Origin of the sequence: Janthinobacterium sp. PC23-8, assembly GCF_002250505.1 — a bacterium.
Lineage (GTDB): Bacteria > Pseudomonadota > Gammaproteobacteria > Burkholderiales > Burkholderiaceae_D > Janthinobacterium.
Map to the genome: position 1 here is coordinate 942501 of NZ_NJGY01000002.1, position 26256 is coordinate 968756.

Sequence of the window (26256 nt, forward strand, 5' to 3'; positions counted from 1 at the left end):
CCCCTGCCAAGGAGACTGACCTTGTTGAACACGCGACCTGCCGCCAGGCGCAAGCTATCGGTCAGCTTTATCGTCGCCCCGAACTTCACGCTGCTGGCATTTTCCGCCTTCATCGACACGCTGCGCCTGGCGGCCGACGACGGCGACCGCAGCCGGCCCATCCACTGTGAATGGGCGCTGCTTAGTCACGACATGCGTCCTGTCAAATCGAGTTGCGGGGTGGAGATCACGCCCACGACACAACTGGACGCGCCGGCCCGGTTTGACTACATCGTGGTGGTGGGGGGCCTGCTGCACGGGCTCAGGTTGCCGACGGCGCAGAACGATTACCTGCGCGCGGCCGCCGCCGCCCATGTGCCGCTGGTGGGAATCTGCACCGGCAGCTTCGCGCTGGCGCGCCTGGGCCTGATGCAGGGCCGGCGCAGTTGCGTGAGCTGGTATGTGTACGACAACTTCCGCAACGAGTTCCCGGACCTGGAAGTGAGCTCGGACGAATTGTTCATCGACGACACGGACCGGCTGACCTGCGCCGGCGGCACCAGCGTGGTCCACCTGGCAGCCTTCCTGGTCGAACGTCACTGCGACAAGGCGCGCGCCGCCAAAGCGCTGCGCATCATGATTGAGCACGCGCCGCTCCCGGCCGGGACGCCGCAGCCGCAGCCACTGTTCATCAGGGAGGCCGGCGACTTCCGCGTGCGCAAGGCCATGCTGCTGATCGAACGCCATTTGTCCGATCCCTTGCCCGCCGAGCTCATTGCGCAGCACGTCAACGTCAGCGTGCGCCACCTGGAGCGCTTGTTCCAGAACGAACTGGGGACGAGCCCGCTGGCCTTCGCCTTCGAATTGCGCCTCAACAACGCCTACAACCTGCTGATCACCACCAGGAACCCGATCATCGACATCGCACTGCAATGCGGCTTCCTGTCCAACTCGCACTTCTCGCGCTGCTTCCGTAGTGCGCATGGCAAGACGCCATCCCAGGTGCGGGAGCAGGAATCGGCGCGCAAGGCGGCGCCGGCGTTGGTTCTGGTGTGACGGCGCGATAGCAAGCCGGGTCGAAGCAGCCGCTCGCGCCGGCATGCAAGCCGCGCCGGTTCCGGTTCCGGCTCCGGTTCCAGTTCCGGTTCCGCAATGATCTACATGCTGCGCCGCCTTGGCGCACCGCCTTGGCGCAGCGGTAATCGAAGCGCACGGATAGAGGGCGGCAAAAAACGCACTCCAGCGTACAGTCGCGCCGCAGCCGGGCGCGCAACGTGGTCATTGCGCAACAAGTCGATGATCGTGAGGTTCCCGACGCGGCTTTTTTGTCGCCTGCCAGGGCCTTGCTGCGGCGCTGGCTTTCCGCCGCGTCAGCGCCGTCCAGCAGTGCGTGGCAAATGCCACGCATACCCGCTCACACCAGGTGGGCGGGCGCCCGGGCCGGAGAAAACCACAAGGCGTGTTCGGCGCGCGACAGCGCCATCCGCAATCCCACGCCGCGCGCCTGCGGGCAGGCCTGGGGCTTGGACAGCGCCACGTCCAGCCAGACGATGCCGGGATCGGAAGCGAAGACGAAATCGGCCAGCTCGCGCAGCCGGGTTTCCAGCAACGGCGTGTGCGGCGCGGCCGGCCATTGCTCCCTGATCCAGCGCACGATGGGCCGGTGATCGATGCAGCCGCCACCGGCCGACATGGTCAGGTTGACCCGTACCGGCTGGAACTGGCGCTCATGCTCCCAGATGCCGACCCGCAGGCGGGTCTCCAGGTTGGTGATGGCAACGACCGAACCTTTCAGCCAGCCCGGCAAGTCCATCATGGCACCCGCATGACACGCGGCACATGCCCGGTATGCACGAGGAACGCCGCCAGCGCCGCGTGGGTGACCACCATGGTGGCGGTATTGCGCAGCGGGTGGCCCTGCACTTTTTTCGCGGCCCACACGGCTTCGTCCACCACCAGCTCGACTGCATGCTGCTTGTCGTTGACGAGGGCGAAGATGCTGACCCCGCCCGGCGTCACGCCGAGACAGCGCTGCAAGCGGTCGGGCGACGCCATGCTCAGCCGGCTGGCCGGCAATTGCCGTCCCAGTTCCGCCGTATCGACGCGCCGGTCGTGCGGCACGATCACCAGGATATGGCGCTGCCCCTTGCCATCGCGGATGAACACATTCTTGGTCTTGATTCCTTCCAGGTGCGGCACCGCAGCGAGGGCTTCATCGATGGTAAACACGGGCGCGTGTTCCACCGTCTCGAACGGCCATCCCTGCTGCGAAAACAATTCGTGCAAGCCATCGTTCACCACGCTTGCCGCCCCATTGTCGTCCAATATTTCCACGTTCCCTCCGATATGCTTTCAGGTTGCAGTCGAATCCAGATTGTAGAGGCGCGCCAGGCGCGGCCATGACTGAAAACGACATCGGCTGGCACGCTTGCGCCAAGCGCAGCGTGTCGCAATCATGTCATAGCCTGGCGCTCCCGTGACGCTGCCTGCGCCGAGGTTGCGGTGTAATGCACACAGTACCTTCACGCCCAACCGCCACCGGAAACATCATGACATTGCCCCAAACAGTATCGACCTGCATCCTGGCCTTCTCCTGCACCAGCTCGGCGGGACAAGTAGCTGCCGTCACCGCCTTCCTCGAACAGCACCAATGCTACATCGACGACATTGCCGCCTACGACGACAAACGCGAACAGCGCTTCTTCGCGCGCTTCGTGTTCCACCGCGATTCCGGCGCCCCGCTGCCGCTGGAACAATTGCGCACCGGCTTTGCCCCGATCGGCGATCGCTTCGACATGGACTGGTCCATCAGCGACGCGGCGCAGCGTCCGCGCGTGCTGATCATGGTGTCAAAACTGGACCACTGCCTGCACGACCTGCTCTACCGCTGGCGCTTCGGTGAACTGCGGATCGAGATCGTGGCGATCGTGTCCAACCATCCGGACCTGCGGCCGCTGGCCGAAGCGCACGACCTGCCCTTCCACCACCTGCCGCTCACGCCCGACAACCGGGGCGCGCAAGAAGAGGCGCTGCTGGCACTGGTCGACGGCAGCGGCGCCGACCTGGTGGTACTGGCGCGCTACATGCAGATCCTGTCATCGGCGCTGAGCGCGCGCCTGGCCGGCCGCGCCATCAACATCCACCACTCCTTCCTGCCCGGCTTCAAGGGCGCGCGGCCTTATCACCAGGCCCACAGCAGGGGCGTCAAGCTGATCGGCGCCACCGCGCACTACGTCACCTCGGACCTTGATGAAGGGCCGATCATCGAGCAGGTGGTGGAGCGCGTCGACCACAGCTACGACCCGGAGCAGCTGCTGGCCATGGGCCGCGACATGGAATGCCTTGCGCTGTCACGCGCGATCCGCCTGCAGGTGGAAAAACGGGTCTTCCTGAACGGCCAGCGCACTGTCGTGCTGCGCTGAAGGCACGCGCCGGTCCGCCCCGGGACCGGCGCCGAACACCCGGCAGCCATGCCATGAACTCCTCGCTGGTAGCTGATATCGGGAGTCATGCGTCAACCAGCGCACAAGCAGCGGGGCAGCGAAAACATGGCCGCCCCGCCGCTGGCCCGATCAAGGTCAGGCGGCTTTCGCCAGCAGGCCGTGCGGATCGATCACATACTTTTTCGGCGCGCCCGCGTCGAAGGCCGCGTAGCCTGCCGGCGCCTCGTCGAGCGTGATCAGCTGGACGCCGACGATTTCCGCGATATTGATACGGTCCCACAGGATCGCCTGCATCAGTTGGCGGTTGTACTTCATCACCGGCGTCTGGCCGGTATGGAAGCTGTGCGACTTGGCCCAGCCCAGGCCGAGGCGGATCGACAGGCTGCCCTGCCTGGCCGCAGCGTCGGCCGCGCCTGGATCGTCGGTCACATACAGGCCTGGAATACCGATCTTGCCGGCCGCGCGCGTGATTTCCATCAGCGAGTTCAGGACCGTGGCCGGGGCTTCATGCTGGGCGCCCGCGTGGCCATGGCCACGCGCTTCGAAGCCCACGCAATCGACCGCGCAATCGACTTCCGGCGTGCCGAGGATCTGCTCGATCTGTTCGCCCAGGGTGGCGTCCTGCGACAGGTCCACCGTTTCAAAGCCGACCTTGCGGGCATGCTCCAGGCGCGCCGGATTGATGTCGCCGACGATCACCACGGCGGCCCCCAGCAGGCGCGCCGATGCCGCAGCGGCCAGCCCGACCGGGCCGGCGCCGGCCACGTACACCGTCGTGCCGGGACCGACACCGGCCGTCACCGCGCCGTGGAAGCCGGTCGGCAGGATATCGGACAGGCAAGTCAGGTCGCGGATCTTGCCCATGGCCTGGGCCTTGTCCGGGAAGCGCAACAGGTTGAAGTCGGCATATGGCACCATCACGTATTCGGCCTGGCCGCCGATCCAGCCGCCCATGTCGACATAGCCGTAGGCGCCGCCGGCGCGCGACGGGTTGACCGACAGGCACACGCCGGTGTGCTGTTCCTTGCAAGTCTGGCAGCGACCGCACGCCACGTTGAACGGCACCGACACCAGGTCGCCCACGCTGAGCGTTTCCACGTCGGAGCCCACTTCGATGACTTCGCCGGTGATTTCATGGCCCAGCACCAGTCCGGCCGGAGCGGTCGTGCGGCCGCGCACCATGTGCTGGTCCGAGCCGCAGATATTGGTCGACACCACGCGCAGGATCACGCCATGGCCGATCTTGCGTCCGCTCGGCGTCTGCAATTTCGGGAATGGAATAGACTGCACTTCGACCTTGCCCTGCTCGATGTATACGACACCACGGTTTTCTGACATTGCTGTTATCTCCTCGTTATGAATATTGCTGGATTAACGGTCCAGCACCACGTCGGCCAGCGGCTTGCTGCAGCATGGCAGAATCCAGCCCTGGTCGATTTCACGCTGGCGAATGCCGCCGGCGTGCCGCATGTCGACCTGTCCGGCCGTCATCCTGGTCTTGCAAGTACCGCACATGCCCTGCGTGCACGAGATCGGCATCCGTACGCCGGCCGCGCGGGCCGCCGCCAGGATGGTCTGGCCCGGCGCGCAGGTGAGTTCGTCGCCGCTGCGGCTGAAGCTGACCTTGAAGCCCTGCCCCGCGCCTTCTGCGACCAGGGCAGGCGGCGCTTCCGCTTCTGCGCCGGCCTGCGCCAGGGCCGCGAATGAAAAGCTCTCTTCGTGGTAGCCGGCCATATCGAAGCCGGCGCCCTCGAGCATGGCGCGCACCGCCGCCATGTACGGCGCGGGGCCGCAGGTGTAGACCTTGCGTTCGCGGAAATCCGGCGCCACGTTTTGCAGCACGGCCAGGTTCAGGAAACCATTGAAGCCGGCCCATGCCGCCTGCGCGCCGCGCCGTTCACACACGGCGCCCAGCCGGAACAGGCCGTCCCGGTTATACGCCATCAATTCCAGTTCCCGCGCAAAGATGATGTCGTCCGGCGTGCGGGCGCTGTGCACGAAGGCGATGTCGGCGTCGAGCACCAGGTCGTGCATGGCGCGCGTCATCGACATCAGCGGCGTGATACCGCTGCCGGCGGACAGGAACAGGTATTTTTCGCGCGCCGGCATGGGCTGCAGGAAGCAGGAAAATCCGCCCGACGGACCGCGCACCCTGATTTGCGCACCAGGCGCCAGGTTGTCGTGCAGCCAGTTCGACACCTGGCCACCCGGCACCCGCTTGACGGTGATCGAGACCGTGTCGGGCCGCGACGGCGTGGACGACAGCGTGTAGCAGCGCTGGACCGCCTGGCCGCCGATATCGAGTTCCAGCGTGATGAACTGGCCGGGCGCGTAGCGGAACAGGCGCGGCGCCGGGGCGGAAAACACAAACGTCCTGACGTCATGCGTTTCCTGCCGCACGGCGCGGCAAAGCAGCGTATCGTCGCGGTCGCCGTCCCAGGGAGTGGCCATATTGGCAAGCGTTGCGTTCAACATGGCTTACCCGAGTTCCGCCGCCATGCGGGCGGTGTACCAGTTGCAGAATTTATCGACCAGACCTTCGGTAAAGGGCGAATACGGGCCCGGTTCGTAGGCCGGGCTGGCGATGCCGCGCTGCGACTGTTCGCACAGCTGGCGGTCCTGGGCATTGGTGGCGTTCCACACGGCGGTCAGGTTCCCGACCTCGTAATCGACGCCCTCGACCGCGTCCTTGTGCACCAGCCAGGTGGTGCGCACCAGGGTCTTGTCGACCGCGATCGGCAACACCGTGAAGGTCACGATATGGTCGGCCATGAAATGGTGCCAGGAATTGGGCTGGGTCCAGAACGACAGCGCGCCCAGGTCGGATTGCTGGAATTGCCCCAGCCGCTTGCTGCTGGCGGCCTTGCCGTTCAAGGTCTGGGCTTCGCCACCGCGGTCCAGCGGCAGGCGCTGGGTGCGAAAGCCCGTGACCCGGTCATCGAGGTGGTCGATTTCGCGGCACGGCAAGCCCAGCGCTTCCCACTGCGCATGGCGCTCGGCCAGCAGACGGTTGTATTCATTGATGCCGTCGCAGGTTTCCGGCGTCGGCGCGTAGCCGAAGCCGTACTCGAACAGGGAGCGGGTCAGTTCCGGATGGCTGCCGCGGCAGTGGTAGCACTCGCGGTTGTTTTCCATCGTCAGCTTCCAGTTGCAGTGCTCGACCATGTCGATCTGCGCCGCCACCTTGCAGTCGGCCACGCGGTGCTGCACGACGTAAGGCGTCATCTCTGCCGCCAGTTGCTCGAAGTCTTGCGGCGGAACGTCCGCCAGGCAGATGAACAGCAGACCGGCGACGTTGCGCAGGTGGACCGGCTTGAGGTTGTGGGTATCGCGCGCGAAGCCCTCGCCCATGTGTTCGGCAAACATCAGTTTTCCCGTGAGGTCATACGTCCACTGGTGGTATGGGCACACCAGGTTGCCGACCGCGCCCTTTTGCTCATTGCACAGCCGCGAACCGCGGTGGCGGCACACGTTGTGGAAGGCGTTCACGCCGCCGTCGCCGTCGCGCACCAGCAGCACCGACGTGGAGCCAATGTCGACCGTGAAGAAGTCCCCGTCTTCCGGGATGCAGGCTTGCGGCCCGGCATAGATCCAGTGGCGGCCGAAGATCAGTTTCAAGTCCTGCTCGAACAGGACAGGATCGAGGTAAAACGGCGCTTCCAGGCTGTAGCCAGGCTTGCGGCGTTCCAGAAGGGTGCGAAGATTGGGAGTGATGTTCATTGCGGTCGCTTTCTTGCTAGATAGGTCACACGGGAATAACGTTATATTCATCCAAGGCCGCTGGCGCGGCTTGTCTTTTTGCGACGACTTTGGCGCACTTTACGACTTCGCTTCCTGTGCGACGGCTTTCATGAAGCCGGCGATCAGCACCAGGATCAGCGCCAGGAACGGCGGCCCCAACGCGATGGCGCCCGCCTCGATACCTTTCAGCGCCGATTGGTCGCCGACCACGAACAGGATCACCGTCACCAGCGCAATCATCACCAGCCAGATCACTTGCTGGATGGCCGGCGTGTCGGGGTTGCCGCCGGCCGCCAGGTTGTCCACCACGATGGCTGCCGAATTGACCGACGTCACCATGAAAATCACCAGCAGCATGACCACGGCCGCCGCGGTAAAGCCGAACATGGGCAGGGTTTCCAGGAAGCGGAAGATGGCGGTATCGACGCTGCCCAGGCCATCGGCGAAGGCGGGCGATCCGGCCACGATGGTGTCGATCGCACTGTTGCCGAAGGCGGTAAACCACAGGATGGACACCACGGTCGGCGCCACCATTACCACGCCCACCATCTGGCGCAGGGTGCGCCCCTTCGAAATGCGCGCCACGAACACGCCGACCAGCGGCCCCCAGGTGCACCACCAGGCCCAGTAAAACACGGTCCAGCCCTGCATCCAGTCCTGGTCCGGGCGGTTCAGCCAGTTACTCAGGGGCACGAAGAATGTGGCGTAGTCGGTGGCGGTGTTGACCACATTGGCGAGGAAAACCCAGCCGCCGACGCCGGACACCACGGCCACGAACAGCGCCAGCGCAATCAGCATGTTGATGTTGCTGAGCACCTTGATGCCGTTATTCAAACCGCGCAGCAGGGTGAACGCGGCGACAATGACGACCACGGCGATGAACAGCATCTGGTACGCGAACGTGTTCGGCACGCCCAGCACGTAGGTGATGCCGGCGGTGGCCTGCATGGCGGCCAGGCCGACCGACGTCGCATGGCCGAACACGGTGATGATCACGGTGAACACATCGACGATATGCCCGATGGCGCCCTTGTGCGCCTTGCCGATGAACGGCTGCAGGCCGGAGCTGAGGGAAAACGGCAAGCCCTTGTTGTAGCCGAAGTAGCCCACCACCACTGCGGTGGACAGGTAAATCGCCCATGGATGGAGGCTCCAGTGGAAGATCGTCGCGCCCATGGCCGCATGCGCGGCCTCAGGCGTGTCTTTCGCGATATTGAGGGGCGTCTTGAACCAGGCGGTGTAATGCGCAACGGGTTCGGCTACGCCCCAGTACAGCAGGCCCACGCCCATGCCGGCCGCAAACATCATGCAAAACCACGACAGCGTGCGAAATTCCGGTTTTGCCTGTTTGCCGCCCAGCCGGATATTGCCATAGGGCGTGACGGCCAGCGCCACGCAAAACACCACCATGATGTTTCCTGCAAGCATGGTGAACGAAGCAAAATACTTCAGGCTGGCCTGTTTGGCATGTTCCAGGAAAAGGCTGGCGGCGGGAGGATCGACCAGCGCGGCCACCACCAGCACCAGCATGAGAAGGATGGATACCGGGAAGATAAAGCGGTGGAAGTTCAGTCCGAGGACCTCGATATTGGCTTCGGGCCGGAACGCCACCCCGCCTGCTGTGTGATTCATCATGTCGCCTGTCTTTGGAACGCCTGGTGAAACTCAACAATACACAGCACGCAGTCCGGCAAATGTCGCAATTACGACAAGCTGTTGCCTGTCTGCGTCAGCCTTCAATCCTGTTGGCGCCGTCCTGCGCCGGGAGGATGGCCGAACTGCCTCCTGTAAGTCTTGCTAAAAGTGGCTGGCGCAGCGCTAGCCCTGCATCAGGCCGGCTTTGACCAGCGCATAACCGCCGCTGCACAGCCCGATGCGGCAGGCGCAGGCCCGTTCCTGCCGCGATGCTAGCCGTACGCCACTGCTCTGTCAAACCAGCATGACCTGAGGGCCGATGACGCCGGCTTGGCCGGTTCATCGGCCCTGCGGCATGACTCAGGCTATCGACCGCAATTGCACCAGTTCCTGCGCCTGCGACAGCCGCCAGGTGGCGCTCCCTATTGTCAATGCCACGTTGACATCGCCGATCCGTCCATCGCGGCCAAGAATAAAGCCTGCAAGCGCGTGCACGGCCTGTTCGGGCCGTGCGCCGCACGCCGCATCCGACCAGGCGCCCAGGATATGTTCGCAGATCGGCTGGTAGTCGATGCAGTCTTCAATGGTTTGCGGGAACGCCGGCGCCATCGCCCGCACAGTGACGTCGACCGTGGCGGCCTGACGCATGCCGGCGCGCAGCTCGGTGGCCAGCGCGCGGACCTCGACGATCCATGGAATAACGTACTTAACCATGGCTCAGAAGTCGACCAGCCGGTGTTCGCGCAGATAATCGAGCAGGATCTGCGCCTTTTGCTCGGCGCTGCCCTGCTTGACCACCTGTCCGCCGCGCGCGCCGCTGTCGCCGCCGATCGCCCCCATCATCCGGCTGTGGCCGCTTTGCGCCACTGCGGCCTTGAGCGGGCGCGGGCGCCGCGTGGCTGGCTCCAGCTGCCACGCCGGCGCCGCTGCCGGGCTGACGCCCACCGCAGCGGCCACGTAGCTGACGCGCCCGGCCACGGCGCGCGCATAGGCATACTGGCGGGTTCGCGTGGCGCGCGCATGCACGGCCAGCACGGCCGGCAGGCTCACTTCCAGGCGCCGGCGCATCCCCTTCGGCAAGAATTGGCGCACGGTCAACGTCCGGCCGCGGGCGGCCGCTTCCAGCACGTCGCCCACCAGCGGGACCTGCAAGCCTTCGGCCAGCAGGTAAGGCAGCATGCCGGACGCGGACTGGCCATCCGAACGCATGCCACACAACACCAGGTCGTAGTCTTTCAGGCGCGCCAGCAGCGCCGGCAGCACGTCGCCGTTGTCGGCCACGGTCAGCACTTCGATGGTCTCGGCGCCCAGCCCCAGGTAATCGTCCAGGCTTTCCTTGCTGGCCATGCCGGCCGACAGCACCTTGAGGCGTTCGGGCGGCGCCAGGCGGCAGCCGAGTTCCAGCGCGGCCGCGTCACAGGCACTGCGCACGGGCTGGCCGCTGACCGGGTGGCGGGCGGGCGATACCAGCACCGCGATCCTGAGCGTAGTTGTCATTTGTAGCCTCTCATTATCGTTACGCCCCGGCGGCGGCGCGCGCCGCCTTCACTTTCGGCAGCAGCGCGCGCATCAGCGCTTGCGCATCTTCCACCAGGGTCAGGTTGGCGCGCTTGGCGATCGGCGCGCTGTCGTCGAGGTTGACCGCGATGACATGTCGGCAATCCTTAATCCCCTGCAAATGCTGGACCGCGCCGGAGATGCCTATCGCGATATAGGCGCTGGCCTGCACGGTCTTGCCGGTGGCGCCGATCTGCTTGGCGCGCGGGAAGCGGCCATCGTCCACCGCCACCCGCGATGCCCCGGTGGCCGCGCCCAGCGCGCTGGCCAGCGCGCCAAAGATGTCCATGTCGCGCATGCCGTTGCCGCCCGAGAGGATGAAATCGGCCTCTTCCAGTCCGATCTGGTCGGGTGCGCTGGTTTCCAGGCCCAGGTCGCGCACCCCCGGCTGCGCCGCCGCATCCGGCAACGGCATCTGTTCGACCACGCCACGCCCCAGGAACGGCAGGCTGGCGTCGGCGGCATTGCGCGCCAGCAGCACGATGCGCGGCAAGGCGCAGCGCGCGAAGCGCCCGCCCGGCACCACGCGGCACGCCACGGCGGCATCGAGTTCGACCACGTCGGTGGCGATGCCGCAACCGATGCGCGCGGCCAGGCGCCGTCCCAGGTCGCCGTCGGCACCGCGGTCAGGCAGGAAAATGTGGACCGGCTGGTAGCGCTCGATCAATTGCTGCGCCACGGCCAGTACGCGCTCGGGACCGAAACTGGCCACATCAAGCTGCGGCAAGTCGATCACGGCATCGGCGCCGCTGGCGCCCAGCTCGTCCGGGCTGCCCGAGACGCCGCCCAGCACCGCCACTGCGACACCGGTCGCGCTGTCGGCCAGCAGCGCGGCTGCGGCGATCGCCTGGTTCGCGTGTTCGTCGAGCATGCCGCGGTCGGCATGCACCAGCACCAGCATGTGGCGCTCGAACGGCTGCGTGCTGCGCACCGGCTTGCGCGCCGCAGCGTGCTGCGACTGCAGCACATCGCGCAGGCCGTCCTGCGCGCCCAGGATGATGCGCTTGCGGCCTTGCGGCGTGACCACGTAAGGGCGGCGCGGGTTGACCCGGCGCGCCATGATTTGATGACCTTCCATTTATTCCCCCAATCGCTGGGCAACCAGCTCGGCAAGTTCCATCACTTCAGGACGCGGCCCCACCACGCCTTCGAGCATGGCGGTGCAATTCGGGCACGCCACCGCCATCACTTCGGCACCGATGGTGCGCGCGTCGATGATGCGGATGTCCGGGATCCGCGTGGCGCCGGGGATATCGGTAAACGGCGCGCCCCCCCCGCCGCCGCAGCAGCGTCCGCGCTCGCGCGAGCGCTCCATTTCACGCACCGCCACACCCAGCGCCGCCAGCACGGCGCGCGGCGCGTCGAACTCGCCGTTGTAGCGGCCCAGGTAGCACGGGTCGTGGTAAGTCAGCGGTGCCAAGAGCGCTTCGCCTGTCAGGCGGATGCGTTGTTCCCTGAACAGCGTCGCGATCAGGCCGCTGTGGTGCAGCACATCGTAGCGGCCGCCCATGGCCGGGTATTCATTTTTCATGCAATGGAACACGTGCGGGTCCGGCGTGACGATGTGCCTGAACTGGCGCTTGCCCAGCATGGCGACGTTGGCGCGCGCCAGATTCTGGAAGCCGGCTTCGTCGCCCAGGCGGCGCGCCAGGTCGCCGCTGTCGATTTCCGCCTCGCCCAGCACCGCGAATTCGACGCCGGCGTGTTTGAGCACTTTCACCAGCGCCCGCAAGGCGCGCTGGTAGCGCATGTCGAATGCTCCTTCGCCGGCGATCAGCAGGTAATCGGTGCGTCCGCCCGCTTCCAGCACCGGCACGTCCATGTCGATCGCCCAGTGATAGCGCACGGCGCGCGGGAAGCCGCCCACGGTTTGCGTATGGCGCAGGTTTTCCAGCGCCTGGGCACCCTTGCCGGGAACCGCGCCTTGCACCATCGTCAGGGAGCGGCGCATGTCGACCACCGCGTCCACATGCTCGATCAGCATCGGGCATTCCTGCACGCAGGCGCGGCAAGTGGTGCACGACCAGATCGTGTCGGGGTCGACCAGCCCCGGGAAGATCGGCAACTCCGGCGCGCCGCCATGCTCGCCCACCGGCTTGCCCGGATACGGCGTGCCGGCATAGGCCGAGTCGGTCTTCCCGGCCAGGCCCACCACCATGTCCTGGATCAGTTTTTTCGGGTTGAGCGGCTGCCCGGCCGCCAGCGCCGGGCAGGCCGCCTCGCACTTGCCGCACTGCACGCAGGCGTCGAACTGCAGCAGGCGGTTCCATTCGAAATCGGCCGGCTTGGCCACGCCGAAGTCGCCGCTTTCCAGCTTCAGTGGGCGCAAATCGGTGGAACGCTTGCCCTCGAAACGCTGCTGGCGCGGATGGAAGGCCAGGTTCAGCAGGCCGGCCACGGCGTGCTTCATGGGGCCGCCCATGCCGATGCCCAGCGCCAGTTCGGCGGCGCCGACCGCCAGCAAGGCAATGGCCAGCAGTGCCGGGGCCTGCGCACCCTGCGGCGCATACCAGGCGGCCAGGCCGGAACCCAACGCGAACGCGGCCAGGGTGAACGGCAGGCGCATCCACGGTCCGCGCGACAGCCGGGCCGGCGGCGCGCGGCGGCGCCAGGCCACCATGGCCGTGCCGGCAAGCATCAGGCACGAAGCCACCAGCAAGACTTGGTCCAGCACCGGCCAATACAGCGCCAGCCCGTAGTTGACGCCGATCACCAGCAGCGCCAGCACGGCGCCGCCGGCCACCGCCATGTGGGTGCGGGCGATGAACGGCTCGCGCGCCACCACGTGGTGCAGGTCGATGAAATAGCGTTTCGGGATCGCCAACAGCGCGCCCAGCGCCACCTGGTGGCTGCGGCCCTTGCGCCACAGGCGGGCCCGCCGCCCCAGGCCCAGCAGCATCAGCGCCATGCTGGCCCAGAACGAAATGGTCAGGAAATTGGCCAGCATGTCAGAAGTCCTTGCACAGGCGCAGCGCATCGTAGATGGCCGCGTGGATGTTGTGCATCGAAATGCAATCGCCTACCCGGAACAGCAGGAAGTCGCCCGAGCCGATGTCCTGCTCCAGCCGCGGCTGCGGCTCGGCGGCGAACAGCCGGTGCACGTCGGTCTCGCCGCGGTTCAGCGAGCGCTCCTTCAATTCCCAGTACAGGCCATCGTTGGGCGTGATGCCGTTTTCAATCACGACCTGGTCGACTTCCCGCTCTTCGAGCTCTTCGGTGTATTCGTTGCGGATGGTGGCGACCAGCTTGTCGCCGTCGCGCGCCACCGCGTCGAGCCAGTAGTTCGGCGTCATCACCACGCCCTGGGCGTACATGCGGCGGTAAAAAATCGGGAACGTGGTGCCGCCAACGTCGTCGCTGACCTTGACGTCCGGCGTCACGATTTCCACCAGGTTGCCGCGGCTGGCGATGAAGTCGGCCACGCCGGCGCCGGCGTGGGTGCTGATGCCGTCGTACACCAGCACGTTCTTGCCCGGCGCCACCTTGCCGGACAGGATATCCCAGCTGCTCACGGCCAGGCCTTCGGCCACGTTCCAGTGCGGATTTTCCCCGGTATGGCTGCGCCCGCCCGTGGCCAGCACCACGATGTCCGGCTGTTCCGCCATGATGGCGCCGACGGTGGCTTCCGCGCCCAGGCGGCGGTCCACGCCCAGGCGTTTGGTTTCCATGTCGAACCAGCGCACGATGCCGGCCATCTGTTCACGCTGCGGCGCCTTGGCCGCCAGCATCACCTGGCCGCCGACGTAGTCGTTCTTTTCGAACAGCACCACATCGTGGCCGCGCTCGCGCGACACGCGCGCCGCTTCCAGGCCCGCCGGCCCGGCCCCCACCACCACCACCTTGCGCTTCTTGCCGCGCGATTTTTCTATCACGTGCGGCATGGTTTCCTCGCGGCTGGTGGCCGCGTTCTGGATGCACAGCACGTCCAGGCCGTTGTACTGGCGGTCGATGCAATAGTTGGCGCCGACGCACTGCTTGATCTGGTCTTCCTTGCCGTCGCGGATCTTGATGACCAGGTAAGGATCGGCCATGTGGGCGCGCGTCATGCCGACCAGGTCGCACATGCCGTTGGCCAGGATGCGTTCGGCCTGGACCGCGTCGCGGATGCTTTGCGCATGCATCACCGGCAGGGTCAGGACCGACTTGATGCCGGCCGCCAGGTGCACGAAAGGCTCGGGCGGCAGCGCCATCGGCGGCATGCAGTTGACCAGCGTGTTGTGGGTATCGGCGCCGGAACCGACGATGCTGATATAGTCGATCAGGCCGGTCTGTTCCATGGCCAGCGCGATTTCCTTCAAGACCTCATGGCTCAAGCCATCTTCGTGGAATTCATCGCCGCACATGCGCAGGCCGACGCAAAAGTCCGGCCCCACCGCGTCGCGCACGGCAGACAGCACTTCGACGCCGAAGCGCATGCGGTTGGCCAGCGAGCCGCCATACTCGTCGGTGCGCTTGTTGGTGCGCTGGCTCCAGAACTGGTCGATCAGGTGCTGGTGCGCGGCCGAGATCTCGACGCCATCCATGCCGGCCGCCTGAACCCGCTTCGCCGCCGCAGCGAAATCCTGCACGATGCGGCGCATTTCATGCAGCTCGATGGTCTTGGCATTGCCGCGGTGGACCGGCTCGCGCACGCCCGAAGGCGTCAGCAGGTGCGGCCAGTGCTCGCCGTGGTAGTTGGAACGGCGGCCCATGTGGGTGGCCTGGATCATGATCTTGGCGCCGTGCTTGTGCATGCTGGCGGCCAGGCGCGCCAGCGGCTCGATCACGCGGTCGTTGGACAGGTCGACCGACTTCCACCAGCCTTGCGGGCTGTCGATCGACACCGGGCTCGAGCCGCCGCAGATGCACAGGCCGACGCCACCCTTCGCCTTTTCCTCGTAATAGCGGATGTAGCGCTCGCCCGGCACCCCGTTTTCGGCATACACCTCGGCGTGTGCGGTACTGATGATGCGGTTGCGGATCGTGAGCTTGTTGATGGTGATCGGCGCGAACAGGTTAGGGTAACGCATGACGGCCTCTTATTTCGGTTCGACGGTGAAGACGCAATGATCGCAACCCTCGGCCGCGCATTGCGCCTCGTGGCTGGTCGTGAGGTAATTGCGGCCGGTATCCTTGCCCACCCAGTCCATGGCGCCGGAGAACCAGCCGGCGAACATGTAGCACAGCTTGTCGCGCGCTTCGGGCTGGGCCAGCACGAACGATGAATTGTGCAGGCAGATGCGGGCATGGCCGGTCTCGGCATCGGCCGATTCGAAGGTGAACAGGCCCCAGCCGCGCTGCGACAGGCGCAGCAGGTAGTGCTCGTACACCGCCATGCCGGACAGGCCGTGCGTCACGGCTTCCTTGGCACACCAGAAATAGGCCGACTTGTAGCCCGCGTCATACAGTTGCTGCGCATAGCGCTCGCGGCCCAGGGCCGCCTCGATGGCAAGGTGGTTATTGGTGAAGAAGTGGCGCGGCACGTACAGCATCGGCAAGCCGTCGGTGGTCCAGACACCGGTTTCTTCATCGACTTCGATCGGAAGTTGGGGATTCATCGCTAATACCTTTCAATGCAATTGAGTGTAAATCCGGGGGGCCGGCAATGGGTGAGCAAAGGCTGGCGTCATGCGCCCCACACTTCCCTGAAGGTGTTGACCCAGTTGGCGCCCATCACCTTGCGGATGCGGCTTTCCGTCCAGCCGGCCTTTTCCATCGCGGCGGTCAGGTTCGGGAACTCGCCGATGGTGCGGATGCCGAGCGGGTTGACGATGGGGCCGAACTTGGTCAGCTGGCGGTGGCGGCCCTTGTCGTGGGTAATCCAATCGAAAAAGCCCTTGTCGTAGCCCTGCGTGAAGTCGGTGCCGACGCCGACGCAATCCTCGCCGGCCAGGTTGATCACGTATTCCAGCGCCTCGATGTAGTCGTCGACGGTCGCTTCGATGCCGCGCTTGAGGAATGGCGGGAACATGGTCACGCCGATGAAGCCGCCGCGATCGGCGATGAAGCGCAATTGCTCGTCGCTCTTGTTGCGCGGATGTTCCTTCAGGCCGGACGGCAGGCAGTGCGAATAGCAGACCGGCTTGCTGGACGCCAGGATCGCTTCTTCCGAGGTGGCGCCGCCGACGTGCGACAGGTCGACCATGATGCCGACCCGGTTCATTTCGGCGATGACTTCGCGGCCGAAGCCCGACAGGCCGCCGTCGCGCTCATAGCAGCCGGTGCCCACCAGGTTCTGGGTGTTGTAGCACAGCTGGACCACGCGCACGCCCATGTCGGCGAATGCTTCGATGTAGCCCAGGTTGTCCTCGAACGCATGGGCGTTCTGGAAGCCCAGGATGATGCCGGTGCGGTTATTCTTCTTGGCGTCGAGGATGTCTTCGGTGCCGCGCACCAGCGACACCAGTTCGCTGTTTTCGCGGATCAGCTTTTTCATGTCCGCGATATTGGCGACCGTCTCGCCGAAGCCTTCCCACACCGAGACCGTGCAATTGGCCGCCGTCAGGCCGCCGCGCCGCATGTCTTCGAAGATATCCCGGCCCCACTTGGCGATGATCAGGCCATCGATGACGACCGCTTGTTCGTGCAATGTACTCATGATTGTCCTCTCGATGGGCTCAGTAAATCGGGAATTGCTTGCACAGCGCCGATACTTCGGCGCGCACGCGCTGCTCCACGGCGGCGTCGCCGGCCGGGTTGTCGCGCAAGCCTTGCAGCACTTCCAGGATCAGGGCGCCGATGCGGCGGAACTCGGTCTCGCCAAAGCCGCGCGTGGTGCCGGCCGAGGTGCCCAGGCGCACGCCGGAGGTGACGGTGGGCTTTTCGTCGTCGAATGGAATGCCGTTCTTGTTGCAGGTGAAGCCGGCGCGCTCGAGCGCCTGCTCGGTGGCGTTGCCCTTCAGGCCCATGGGGCGCAGGTCGACCAGCAGCAGGTGGTTGTCGGTGCCGCCGGTGACCAGGTCCACGCCGCCCGCCACCAGCACTTCGCCCAGCGCCCTGGCGTTGCCGACCACGCGCTCGATGTAGGTCTTGAACGAAGGCTGCAGCGCTTCGCCGAAAGCCACCGCCTTGGCCGCGATCACGTGCATCAGCGGGCCGCCCTGCAGGCCGGGGAATACCGCCGAATTGATCTTCTTGGCGATGTCCTCGTCGTTGGTCATGATGATGCCGCCGCGCGGGCCGCGCAGGGTCTTGTGGGTGGTCGAGGTCGTGATGTGGGCGTGCGGCACCGGGCTCGGATGCACGCCGGCCGCCACCAGGCCGGCGATGTGCGCCATGTCCACCATCAGGAAGGCGCCCACCGCGTCGGCGATGGCGCGGAAGCGAGCCCAGTCCATCTCGCGCGGGTAGGCGGAAAAGCCGGCAATGATCAGCTTGGGCTTGTGCTCGCGCGCCAGGCGCTCGACTTCGTCGTAGTCGACGCGGCTGTCTTCGCGTCGCACGCCGTACTGCACCGCGTTGAACCACTTGCCCGACAGCGCGGGCTTGGCGCCGTGCGTCAGGTGGCCGCCGGCCGACAGCGCCATGCCCAACACCGTGTCGCCCGGCTGCAGCAGCGCCAGCATGACGGCGCCATTGGCCTGGGCGCCCGAATGCGGCTGCACGTTGACGTAGGCAGCGCCGAACAACGCCTTGGCGCGCTCGATCGCCAGGGTCTCGATGACGTCGACTTCCTCGCAGCCGCCGTAGTAGCGCTTGCCAGGATAGCCTTCGGCGTATTTGTTGGTCAGCACCGAACCCTGGGCTTCCAGCACGGCTTTCGAGACGATGTTTTCCGACGCGATCATCTCGATCTGGTCTTGCTGGCGGTGCAACTCGCCGGCGATGCCGGCCGCGACGGCCGTATCCGATTCAGCCAGGGTATTGCGGAAAAATGCGGTTTGCGACATGGTATCTCCAATGTGATGCTCAGCAGCTGACGACGTTGACCGCCAGCCCGCCAAGCGAGGTTTCTTTGTAGTTGCTTTGCATATCGACGCCGGTCTGGCGCATGGTTTCTATCACCTGGTCCAGCGAGACGATGTGGCTGCCGTCGCTCATCAGGGACATGCGGGCGGCATTGACGGCCTTGATCGCCCCCATGCTGTTACGCTCGATGCAGGGCACCTGCACCAGGCCATTGAGGGGATCGCAGGTCATGCCGAGGAAATGCTCCATCGCGATCTCCGCCGCGTTTTCAACCTGTTCCGGGGTGCCGCCCAGCACCGCCGCCAGGCCGGCTGCCGCCATCGAGGCCGACACGCCGATCTCGCCCTGGCACCCCATTTCCGCTGCGGAAATCGACGCATTGCGCTTGTACAGCATGCCGATGCCGGCCGCCGTCAGCAGGAACGTCATGACGGCGTCCTCGCCGGCCTGCGGATGGGCGCCGGTGTAGTACATCAGCACCGCCGGTATCACCCCGGCCGAGCCGTTGGTGGGCGCCGTCACCACCCGGCCTCCGGCCGCATTTTCCTCATTGACCGCGATGGCGTAGGCGGACAGGATGTCCATCATCGCGAAGTCGGCCGACAGCCTGCCGTTGGCGCCATCGCGCGCCTGCCGGTACAGGCTGGAGGCGCGCCGCTTCAGGTTCAAGCCGCCGGGCAGCACGCCTTCGGTGTGCAGGCCGCGCTCGACGCAGTCGCGCATCACGTGCCAGATTTCCAGCACCCGGGCACGGGCGTCGGCGGCGCCGTGGTAGCTCGCTTCGTTGCGCAGCACCGCCTCGGCAATGCTGCAGCGCTGGCGGTGGCACCACGCCAGCAACTCGGCGGCGCTGACGAACGGACATTGCCCTGCGTGCGCTTCCGGCACATCCGCGCCATCCTGCGCTGCGGCCGGCCGCAGCACAGGCCGGATTTCATCCTCATCCTTGACGGCGCCGCCGCCGATGGAGAAATACTCGCGCGCCAGCAATACCGCACCGCTTGCGTCGAACGCGGTGACGCGCATGCCGTTCGGATGCTGCGGCAGGCGCTCGCGCTTGTGGAACAGCAGGTCGGCGGCCTCGTCGAACGGCACTTCGTGCGTGCCGGCCAGCGGCAGGCGGCCCTCGGCGCGCACGCGCGCCACCCGCTGCTGCGCCAGGGCAGGATCGACCAGATGCGGCTCCTCGCCCAACAGGCCCAGCAGCACCGCGCTGTCGGTGCAGTGGCCCACGCCGGTCAGCGCCAGCGAGCCGTACAGGTCGACCCGTACCCGCGCCACGCGCGCCAGTTGCGGACGCAGCGCCCGCAGGTAGCGGTTCACCGCCAGCATCGGCCCCACCGTGTGCGAGCTCGATGGGCCGATGCCGATGCGGAACACGTCAAAAATACTGAATGGCATGCGATCCTCCTTACACCAGGCGCAAGACGGGGTGCGACGCGTCGGCCTTGACGGCGGCGATGCCGAGGCCATAGGGCCGCGCCGACTTCGACAGCAGGCGCCACACGTAGTCGGCAAAGCTGCGGCGCAAGATCACGAAGATGCCCTGCAGGTCGTGGCGGAACACTGTCAGCGTGGCCTTGCCGCATACCGTGCTGGCCAGGCGCCCGGGAGCGAGCGCATCGAAGTCATACACGCCGACGTGGCGCAGCAAGGTGACCTGGTGTGCGCCGCTCAGGTAGACCATGGTCAGGCCGCCCGAGTTGTCCACCACCTGGGCATGCACGTCCTGCAGCGCCGCTTCCAGGGCGTCGATGCTGGCTTGGCAGGCGCTGCGGGCGCACACCAGCAGCCATTCGTCAGGCGCCTGCCACAGCGCGACGCCGTGCGCGAACGGCGCCACCGTGCCGGGTTCCTGCGGCAAGGCGATGCCCAGCACTGTCTGGCAGGCCTTCACAAAGGCCCCATCCTGGGCGTCGCCGCGCACGATCACATAGCCGAGCAAGCCCAGCTCATTCATCCACACGCCGCAGCTGTCGTCCTGGCGGCGCGCTTGCGCGCCCAGGCTGAAGCCATGCAGCGGGCTCTGCGCATACGGCGCGAAGGCGACCCTGGCGCGCGCTTGCGGCTGGGCCGACTGGGCCAGTTTGAGGTTAGTCTTAGGCATGTTGACGCTTCCCTTCCGGATCAATGAACACTGGAGATACGATCTTGGCGGCCGTGGTGGCGCCGCCATCCCAGGCGTAGAACACTTCGCCCTCCCTGGCCAGACCGCCTTCGATCAGCGCCAGCGCGATCGAACGGCCCAGGAAGGCACTGTGGTAACTCGACGTGACACGCCCCACGCTGTGCTGTCCCGCGCCCGGCCGGGCGACGATTTGCGCGCCCTCGGCCAGCACCACTTTCGGGTCTTCCGTCATCAGCCCGACCAGTTGCTTGCGGTCGCCGCGGGCGGTGTCGGCACGCGCCAGCGAGCGCTTGCCGAGGAAGCTGAACGGCTTTTTCATGCTGACCGCCCAGCCCATGCCGAGGTCGATCGGCGAGACCGAGCCGTCGGTATCCTGGCCGACGATGATGAAACCCTTTTCCGCGCGCAGCACGTGCATGGTCTCGGTGCCGTACGGCGTGATGTTGTATTGCTCGCCGGCCGCCATCAGCGTTTCCCACATGTAATGGCCATAGGCGGCGTCGACGTTGACTTCATACGCCACCTCGCCCGAAAAGCTGATGCGGAACACGCGGGCCGCTACGCCGGCCACGGTGCCGACGCGGCAATCCATGTACTTGAAGGCGTCCGGCGACAGGTCGATGTCGGTGCACAGCTTGGCCAGCACCGCGCGGCTGTCGGGGCCGACCACGGCGCTGGTGGACCAGTGGTCTGTGACCGACGTCAGGTACACCTTCAACTCCGGCCATTCGGTCTGCAGCCATTTTTCCAGCCAGGTCAGCACGCGGGCGGCGCCGCCGGTGGTGGTGGTCATCATGAAGTGCTGGTCGCTCAGGCAGGCGGTCACGCCGTCGTCCATCACCATGCCGTTTTCGTCGAGCATCAGGCCGTAGCGGCACTTGCCCGGCGCCAGCTGGCTCCACGCGTTCGAATACACGCGGTTGAGAAATTCGCGCGCATCCGGGCCGCGGATATCGATCTTGCCCAGGGTCGACGCGTCCATCATGGCCACGCCCTTGCGCGCGGCCAGCGCTTCGCGGTTCACGGCGGCGTGCATGTCTTCGCCGGGTTTCGGGAAGTACCACGGACGCATCCACTGTCCCACGGTTTCAAACAGCGCGCAGCGCTGCACGTGCGACTGCTGCGCCGGCGCATAGCGGCGCGGCTCGAACGTGTCGCCCACCATGGCGCCGGCCAGCGCACCGAAGGCGACCGGCGTATAGGCCGGGCGGTACGTCGTGGTGCCAACTTCGCCGATCGGCTTGCCGAGCGCGTTGGCGGCGATCGCGAAGCCGTTCACGTTCGACAGCTTGCCCTGGTCGGTGCCGAAGCCCAGGCCAGTGTAGCGCTTGACATGCTCGATCGAACGGTAGTTCTCGCGCACCGCCAGCTCGATGTCGGAGGCCGCGACGTCGTTCTGGAAGTCGACGAAGGCCTTGGCGCCGTGCCCTTCGCGCTTGCCATCCGGGACGCGGAAGATGCGGCGCGCGGGCGCGCCCTCGACCGGCATCCTGCCCCCGCCCGCCGTGGGCGCGGTGGCCGACGACTTGCGCCCCAACTGGGCGCACATGGCGTTTGCGGCGCTGGTGGTTTGCGACATCGCGCCCTGCAGGTCGAATTCGCCGGCCACGGAACCCACGCAGGCGATGCCCGGACGGCCCTGCGAAGGGGCGACGAAGGCCAGCCGCTCTTCATCCCAAGCGGGACGGCTGCCGTTGTGGCAAAACAGGTGCACGTTCGGCGACAGGCCGCCCGACGACAGCAGCAGGTCGCAATCGACGCTCGGCCCGGCGCCGGTCACGGTATTCTGGCGCGGGTCGAGCTTGACCAGGCGCGCGCCGTTGACGCTGCGCCCGCCCGTGGCCTGGGCAATGCCGTAACCGTTGAGGATTTCCACGCCGGACTTGGCGGCCACCGCAGCGCGCGCCGCCAGGGCGCCGCTGCTGCGGGTATCGCACAGGACGACGCGGGCGCCGGCCGAGGCCAGGTCGGTGGCCGCGCCATAGGCCCAGTCGTTGCTGGTCATGACCAGCACGCGCTGGCCGGCGCGCACCGCGTAGCGGTTCAGGTAAGTCTGGCCGGCGGCGGCGGTCATCACGCCCGGCAAGTCGTTATTGCCGAACACCAGCGGGCGTTCGATGGCACCGCTGGCCAGCACCACGTGGCGGGCCCGGATCTTGTGCAGGCGCTGGCGCGGCTGTTCCGCCCTGCGCGCGGCCGGCGCCAGGTGGTCCTGCAACAGCTCCACCGCCTGCACCAGGTTGGCGTCATGCATGGCAAACGCCGTGGTGCGCGCCAGACGGGTGACGTTGGCCAGGGTATCGAGTTCGGCCAGGCAGCGCCGCAGCCAGGCGGCGGCCTTATGCTTGTCCAGCACCGCGTCCGGGTCGGACAGCAGCCAGCCGCCCATCTCGGCCTGCTCATCGACCAGCAGCACGCGCAGCCCGGCGCGGCCGGCCAGCAGCGCCGCCCAGATGCCGCAGGCGCCGCCGCCGATCACCAGCACGTCCGGATGGTGGTGCAGGTGGTCGTAGTATTCCGCATCCGGATCGACCGGCGCACGGCCATAGCCGGCGGCGCGGCGGATCACGTCTTCGTACAGCGGCCACATTTTCGCCGGCGCCATGAAGGTCTTGTAGTAGAAACCGGCCGGCATGAAGCGCGCGGCGCGGCCCATGATGCTCTTCACGTCGAATTCCAGCGAAGGCCAGCCGGTAGTGGAAAAGGCGCGCATGCCCGGGTACAGCTCGACCTGGGTCGACTTCAGATTCGGCACCGTGCCGGGGCCGCGCTCGAGCTGGATCAGCGCATTCGGTTCTTCGGCGCCATGGCCGACGATGCCGCGCGGGCGGCCATACTTGAAGCTGCGCCCTATCATGCGCACGCCGTTGGCCAGCAGCGCGGAGGCCAGCGTGTCGCCGGCATAGCCGCGGTAGGACTGGCCGTCGAACGAGAAGTTGACGGGCTGGTCGCGGTCGATGCGCGCGTCCGGACGATTGATGCGATGCGAGTTCACGCTTGCTCCTTGAGGTAGATCTGCTTGCCTTCGGCCAGCGTCCAGCAGCCGGCGATCTCGTGGGTAAAGGTATGCCGCTTGACGGCGACGACTTTGCGGCAGGCCGCCGAGTGCAGCCATTGCTCCCAGTGCCAGCCCTTGCTGTTCTTGCGCATGAACACGTAGTCGCCCCACTCGGCGTCGCTGCTGGTGTCCGGCGCCGGCGGACGCACGATGTAGGCCTCGCCGGCGTAGCTGAACTCTTCTTCTTCGCGCACTTCTTTGCAGTGCGGGCAGTGAAACTTCAACATGGTCAAATCCTCTGTCAGTGGGCGACGCCGGCGGCGCCATGTTCGTCGATCAGGTGGCCGCTGTGGAAGCGGTCCAGCGCGAACGCCGCGTTGAGCGGGTGCGGCTCGTCGTGCGCGATGGTGTGGGCAAATACGTTGCCCGAACCGGGGGTGGCCTTGAAGCCGCCGGTGCCCCAGCCGCAATTGAAATACAGGCCTTTGATGGGGGTCTTGCCGATGATCGGGCAGGCGTCCGGCGACACGTCGACAATCCCGCCCCACTGGCGGTTCATGCGCACGCGGGAGAACATCGGGAACAGTTCGATGATGGCGGCGGCCGTGTGTTCGATCACGTGCGGGCTGCCACGCTGCGCATAGCTGAGGTAGCTGTCGATGCCGGCGCCGATCACCAGTTCGCCCTTGTCGGACTGACTCAGGTAGCCGTGCACCGCGTTCGACATCACCACCGTATCGAGCACCGGCTTGAGCGACTCGGACACGAACGCCTGCAGCGGATGGCTCTCGAGCGGCAGGCGGATGCCGGCCATGCTTGCCAGGGTGCTGGAGTGGCCCGCCGCCACGCAGCCGACGCGCTCGGCGCGGATGACGCCGCGCGACGTCTCCAGCCCGCGGATGCGGCCGCCTTCGATGTGCATGCCGGTCACTTCGCACTGCTCGATGATGTCGACACCGAGGTTGCTGGCGGCGCGGGCAAAGCCCCACGCCACCGCATCGTGGCGCGCCACGCCGCCGCGCGGCTGGAAGCTCGCGCCCATGATCGGATAGCGCGCATTGCTGCTGGCATCGATCAGCGGGATGCGCTGTTTGACTTCGGCCGCCGTCAGCACCTGGGCGTCAATCTCGTTGAGCAGGTTGGCGTTGACCCGGCGCTCGATGTCGCGCATATCTTGCAAGGTATGGCCAAGGTTGAACACACCGCGCTGGCTGAACATGACGTTGAAGTTGATTTCCTGCGACAAACCTTCCCACAGCTTGAGCGAATGCTCATACAGCATGGCCGCTTCATCCCACAGGTAATTCGAGCGCACGATGGTGGTGTTGCGCGCGGTGTTGCCACCGCCTAAATATCCCTTTTCCAACACGGCAATGTTCTTGATGCCGTGCTCCTTGGCCAGGTAATAAGCGGTGGCCAGGCCGTGGCCGCCGGCACCGACAATGATCACGTCGTATGACGCCTTCGGTTCCGGGCTGCGCCAGGCCTGGTCCCAGCCTTCCTGGCGCTTGAAGCCTTGCTGAAGCAGGCTCCATAATGAGTAGTTCTTCTGTGCCATATCGCGCTTTCCACATTGAGGATCGTGGGGTCCATTATTGGGATCGTTGCGAATTGCAAATTGATCGAATCAGACGGCTGCTTGTCTGATTCCGACATCCTGTGCTTTGCGCGTGCCGTTGGCGCCGTTATGCAACAAGGCTTGATTGGGACGGACAGGGATTATCCTGATTCCGACATGCGTGGGTCGCATCCATTGTTTGTCCATTGTTTGATGCAGGCTCGGGGGTGTATATTTTGAACACAATAAGGCGCGCCAATTCGAGTGTGCCAAGGAGACAGCCAAATGAACGCCATCCACTGGAAAAAACCCCGGCTCACGGTCGGATTCGTACTCTCGCCCAGCTTCACCATGTTGGCGTTTGCCGCCTTCATCGATACACTGCGACTGGCCGCCGACGACGGCGACCGCAGCCGCCCCATCCATTGCGCGTGGGACGTGCTGAGCCACGATATGCGCCAGGTGAAAGCCAGTTGCGGCATCGAAGTCACGCCGACTGCCGGCCTGGACGACCCTGCACGCTATGACTACATCGTCGTGGTCGGTGGCCTGCTCGGCGCGCTCAAGCTGGCGCCGGCCGTCAACGACTACCTGAAGCGGGCCGCCACCGTGAGGCCGCTGGTGGGCATCTGCACCGGCAGTTTCGCCATCGCCCGGTTGGGCCTGATGCAGGGACGGCGCAGTTGCGTCAGCTGGTATGTGCACGGCGACTTCAGCAATGAATTTCCTGGCCTGGAAGTGAGCTCGGACGAGCTGTTCATCGACGATGGCGACCGCCTCACCTGCGCCGGCGGCACCAGCGTGGTGCACCTGGCCGCTTACCTGGTGGAGCGCCACTGCGACAAGGCGCGCGCGGCCAAGGCCACCCGCATCATGATCGAGCACGCGCCGCTGCCGGCCAAGACGCCGCAGCCGCAGCCGCTGTGCACCCGCACCACCGACGATATCCGGGTGCGCAAGGCCATGCTGTTGATCGAGCGCCACCTGGCCGACCCGTTGCCGGCCGAATTCATCGCGCAGCACGTGAATGTCAGCGTGCGCCATCTGGAACGCCTGTTCCAGGCTGAACTGGGGATGAGTCCGCTGGCCTTCGCGTTTGAATTACGGCTGAACAACGCGCTGCAATTGCTGATCTCGACCAACAACTCCATCATCGATGTTGCGCTGCAATGCGGCTTCCTGAGCAATTCACACTTTTCCCGCTGTTTCCGGGTGCAATACGGCAAGACCCCGTCGCAAGTGCGCGAAGAAGCCGGCGGCAGGATTGTCGCCGCAATCACTTCGGCTGCAGTGGCGCCGATGCTGTGGTAGCGGGTGCCTGGCGACCGGC

General features: G+C 66.0%; 22 protein-coding genes. 3 read left to right on the plus strand and 19 right to left on the minus strand.

The features are described 5' to 3' along the window. Positions 1–21 precede the first annotated feature (21 nt). Positions 22–1035 carry a GlxA family transcriptional regulator gene (locus tag CD932_RS19390; RefSeq protein ID WP_217907318.1) on the plus strand — a complete coding sequence of 338 codons (1014 nt, stop codon included), beginning with the start codon at positions 22–24 and terminating at the stop codon, positions 1033–1035. 358 nt (positions 1036–1393) lie between these two features. On the opposite strand, the gene CD932_RS19395 is transcribed toward CD932_RS19390, so the two are convergent. Further along, positions 1394–1795, minus strand: a complete 402-nt coding sequence (locus CD932_RS19395) for a dihydroneopterin aldolase (protein ID WP_094444378.1) — start codon at positions 1793–1795, stop codon at positions 1394–1396. After that, entirely contained in the window at positions 1792–2313 is a 522-nt protein-coding gene (locus CD932_RS19400; RefSeq protein ID WP_094444379.1) for a prolyl-tRNA synthetase associated domain-containing protein, read from the minus strand. The genes CD932_RS19395 and CD932_RS19400 overlap by 4 nt, the downstream gene beginning before the upstream one ends. A gap of 215 nt (positions 2314–2528) precedes the next feature. On the opposite strand from CD932_RS19400, the gene purU reads away from it, so the two are divergent. Next, complete coding sequence (gene purU, locus CD932_RS19405; RefSeq protein ID WP_094444380.1) at positions 2529–3401, plus strand: formyltetrahydrofolate deformylase; 873 nt, start codon at positions 2529–2531, stop codon at positions 3399–3401. A 156-nt stretch (positions 3402–3557) separates the two neighbouring features. Here purU and fdhA read toward each other — a convergent pair whose 3' ends face one another. The 17 genes from fdhA to CD932_RS19490 form a co-directional block, all read right to left on the minus strand. Then, positions 3558–4760: a formaldehyde dehydrogenase, glutathione-independent gene (gene fdhA, locus CD932_RS19410; protein ID WP_094444381.1), complete on the minus strand. Its 1203-nt coding sequence runs from the start codon at positions 4758–4760 to the stop codon at positions 3558–3560. 33 nt (positions 4761–4793) lie between these two features. Continuing rightward, positions 4794–5897 carry a hybrid-cluster NAD(P)-dependent oxidoreductase gene (locus CD932_RS19415; RefSeq protein ID WP_094444382.1) on the minus strand — a complete coding sequence of 368 codons (1104 nt, stop codon included), beginning with the start codon at positions 5895–5897 and terminating at the stop codon, positions 4794–4796. Positions 5898–5900: 3 nt separating this feature from the next. Then, positions 5901–7142 carry an SRPBCC family protein gene (locus tag CD932_RS19420; protein ID WP_094444383.1) on the minus strand — a complete coding sequence of 414 codons (1242 nt, stop codon included), beginning with the start codon at positions 7140–7142 and terminating at the stop codon, positions 5901–5903. Positions 7143–7241: 99 nt separating this feature from the next. Next, on the minus strand, positions 7242–8798 hold the full coding sequence (locus CD932_RS19425; RefSeq protein WP_254926676.1) for a BCCT family transporter: 1557 nt from the start codon (positions 8796–8798) through the stop codon (positions 7242–7244). A gap of 360 nt (positions 8799–9158) precedes the next feature. Beyond that, the gene (locus tag CD932_RS19430) at positions 9159–9512 is read right to left on the minus strand and encodes a hypothetical protein (protein ID WP_094444384.1); all 354 of its coding nucleotides are present in this window, start codon (positions 9510–9512) and stop codon (positions 9159–9161) included. Positions 9513–9515: 3 nt separating this feature from the next. After that, the gene (locus tag CD932_RS19435) at positions 9516–10295 is read right to left on the minus strand and encodes a hypothetical protein (RefSeq protein ID WP_094444385.1); all 780 of its coding nucleotides are present in this window, start codon (positions 10293–10295) and stop codon (positions 9516–9518) included. Between the two features lie 19 nt (positions 10296–10314). After that, on the minus strand, positions 10315–11433 hold the full coding sequence (locus CD932_RS19440) for an electron transfer flavoprotein subunit alpha/FixB family protein (RefSeq protein WP_254926677.1): 1119 nt from the start codon (positions 11431–11433) through the stop codon (positions 10315–10317). Beyond that, entirely contained in the window at positions 11434–13302 is a 1869-nt protein-coding gene (locus tag CD932_RS19445; protein WP_094444386.1) for a (Fe-S)-binding protein, read from the minus strand. It abuts the gene before it with no gap. 1 nt (position 13303) lies between these two features. Further along, positions 13304–15364, minus strand: coding sequence for an NADH:flavin oxidoreductase (locus CD932_RS19450; protein ID WP_094444387.1), 2061 nt, complete (start codon positions 15362–15364; stop codon positions 13304–13306). 9 nt (positions 15365–15373) lie between these two features. Then, complete coding sequence (locus CD932_RS19455; RefSeq protein ID WP_094444388.1) at positions 15374–15892, minus strand: DUF5943 domain-containing protein; 519 nt, start codon at positions 15890–15892, stop codon at positions 15374–15376. A 68-nt stretch (positions 15893–15960) separates the two neighbouring features. After that, positions 15961–16932 (minus strand): dipeptidase, encoded by a 972-nt coding sequence (locus CD932_RS19460; RefSeq protein WP_094444389.1) that lies wholly within the window; start codon positions 16930–16932, stop codon positions 15961–15963. A gap of 19 nt (positions 16933–16951) precedes the next feature. Beyond that, positions 16952–18223, minus strand: a complete 1272-nt coding sequence (glyA, locus tag CD932_RS19465; RefSeq protein WP_094444390.1) for a serine hydroxymethyltransferase — start codon at positions 18221–18223, stop codon at positions 16952–16954. Positions 18224–18242: 19 nt separating this feature from the next. Further along, complete coding sequence (locus tag CD932_RS19470; RefSeq protein WP_094444391.1) at positions 18243–19643, minus strand: L-serine ammonia-lyase; 1401 nt, start codon at positions 19641–19643, stop codon at positions 18243–18245. Positions 19644–19653: 10 nt separating this feature from the next. Beyond that, positions 19654–20349 carry a sarcosine oxidase subunit gamma gene (locus CD932_RS19475; RefSeq protein ID WP_094444392.1) on the minus strand — a complete coding sequence of 232 codons (696 nt, stop codon included), beginning with the start codon at positions 20347–20349 and terminating at the stop codon, positions 19654–19656. After that, a complete protein-coding gene (locus CD932_RS19480; RefSeq protein ID WP_094444393.1) occupies positions 20342–23365 on the minus strand; it encodes a sarcosine oxidase subunit alpha family protein in 3024 nt (1007 codons plus the stop codon). The genes CD932_RS19475 and CD932_RS19480 overlap by 8 nt, the downstream gene beginning before the upstream one ends. After that, entirely contained in the window at positions 23362–23655 is a 294-nt protein-coding gene (locus CD932_RS19485) for a sarcosine oxidase subunit delta (RefSeq protein WP_094444394.1), read from the minus strand. The genes CD932_RS19480 and CD932_RS19485 overlap by 4 nt, the downstream gene beginning before the upstream one ends. Positions 23656–23669: 14 nt before the next feature. Beyond that, a complete protein-coding gene (locus CD932_RS19490; protein ID WP_094444395.1) occupies positions 23670–24926 on the minus strand; it encodes a sarcosine oxidase subunit beta family protein in 1257 nt (418 codons plus the stop codon). A gap of 285 nt (positions 24927–25211) precedes the next feature. Here CD932_RS19490 and CD932_RS19495 point away from each other — a divergent pair, with 285 nt between their 5' ends. Next, a complete protein-coding gene (locus tag CD932_RS19495; protein WP_094444396.1) occupies positions 25212–26237 on the plus strand; it encodes a GlxA family transcriptional regulator in 1026 nt (341 codons plus the stop codon). The last annotated feature ends 19 nt before the right edge of the window (positions 26238–26256 follow it).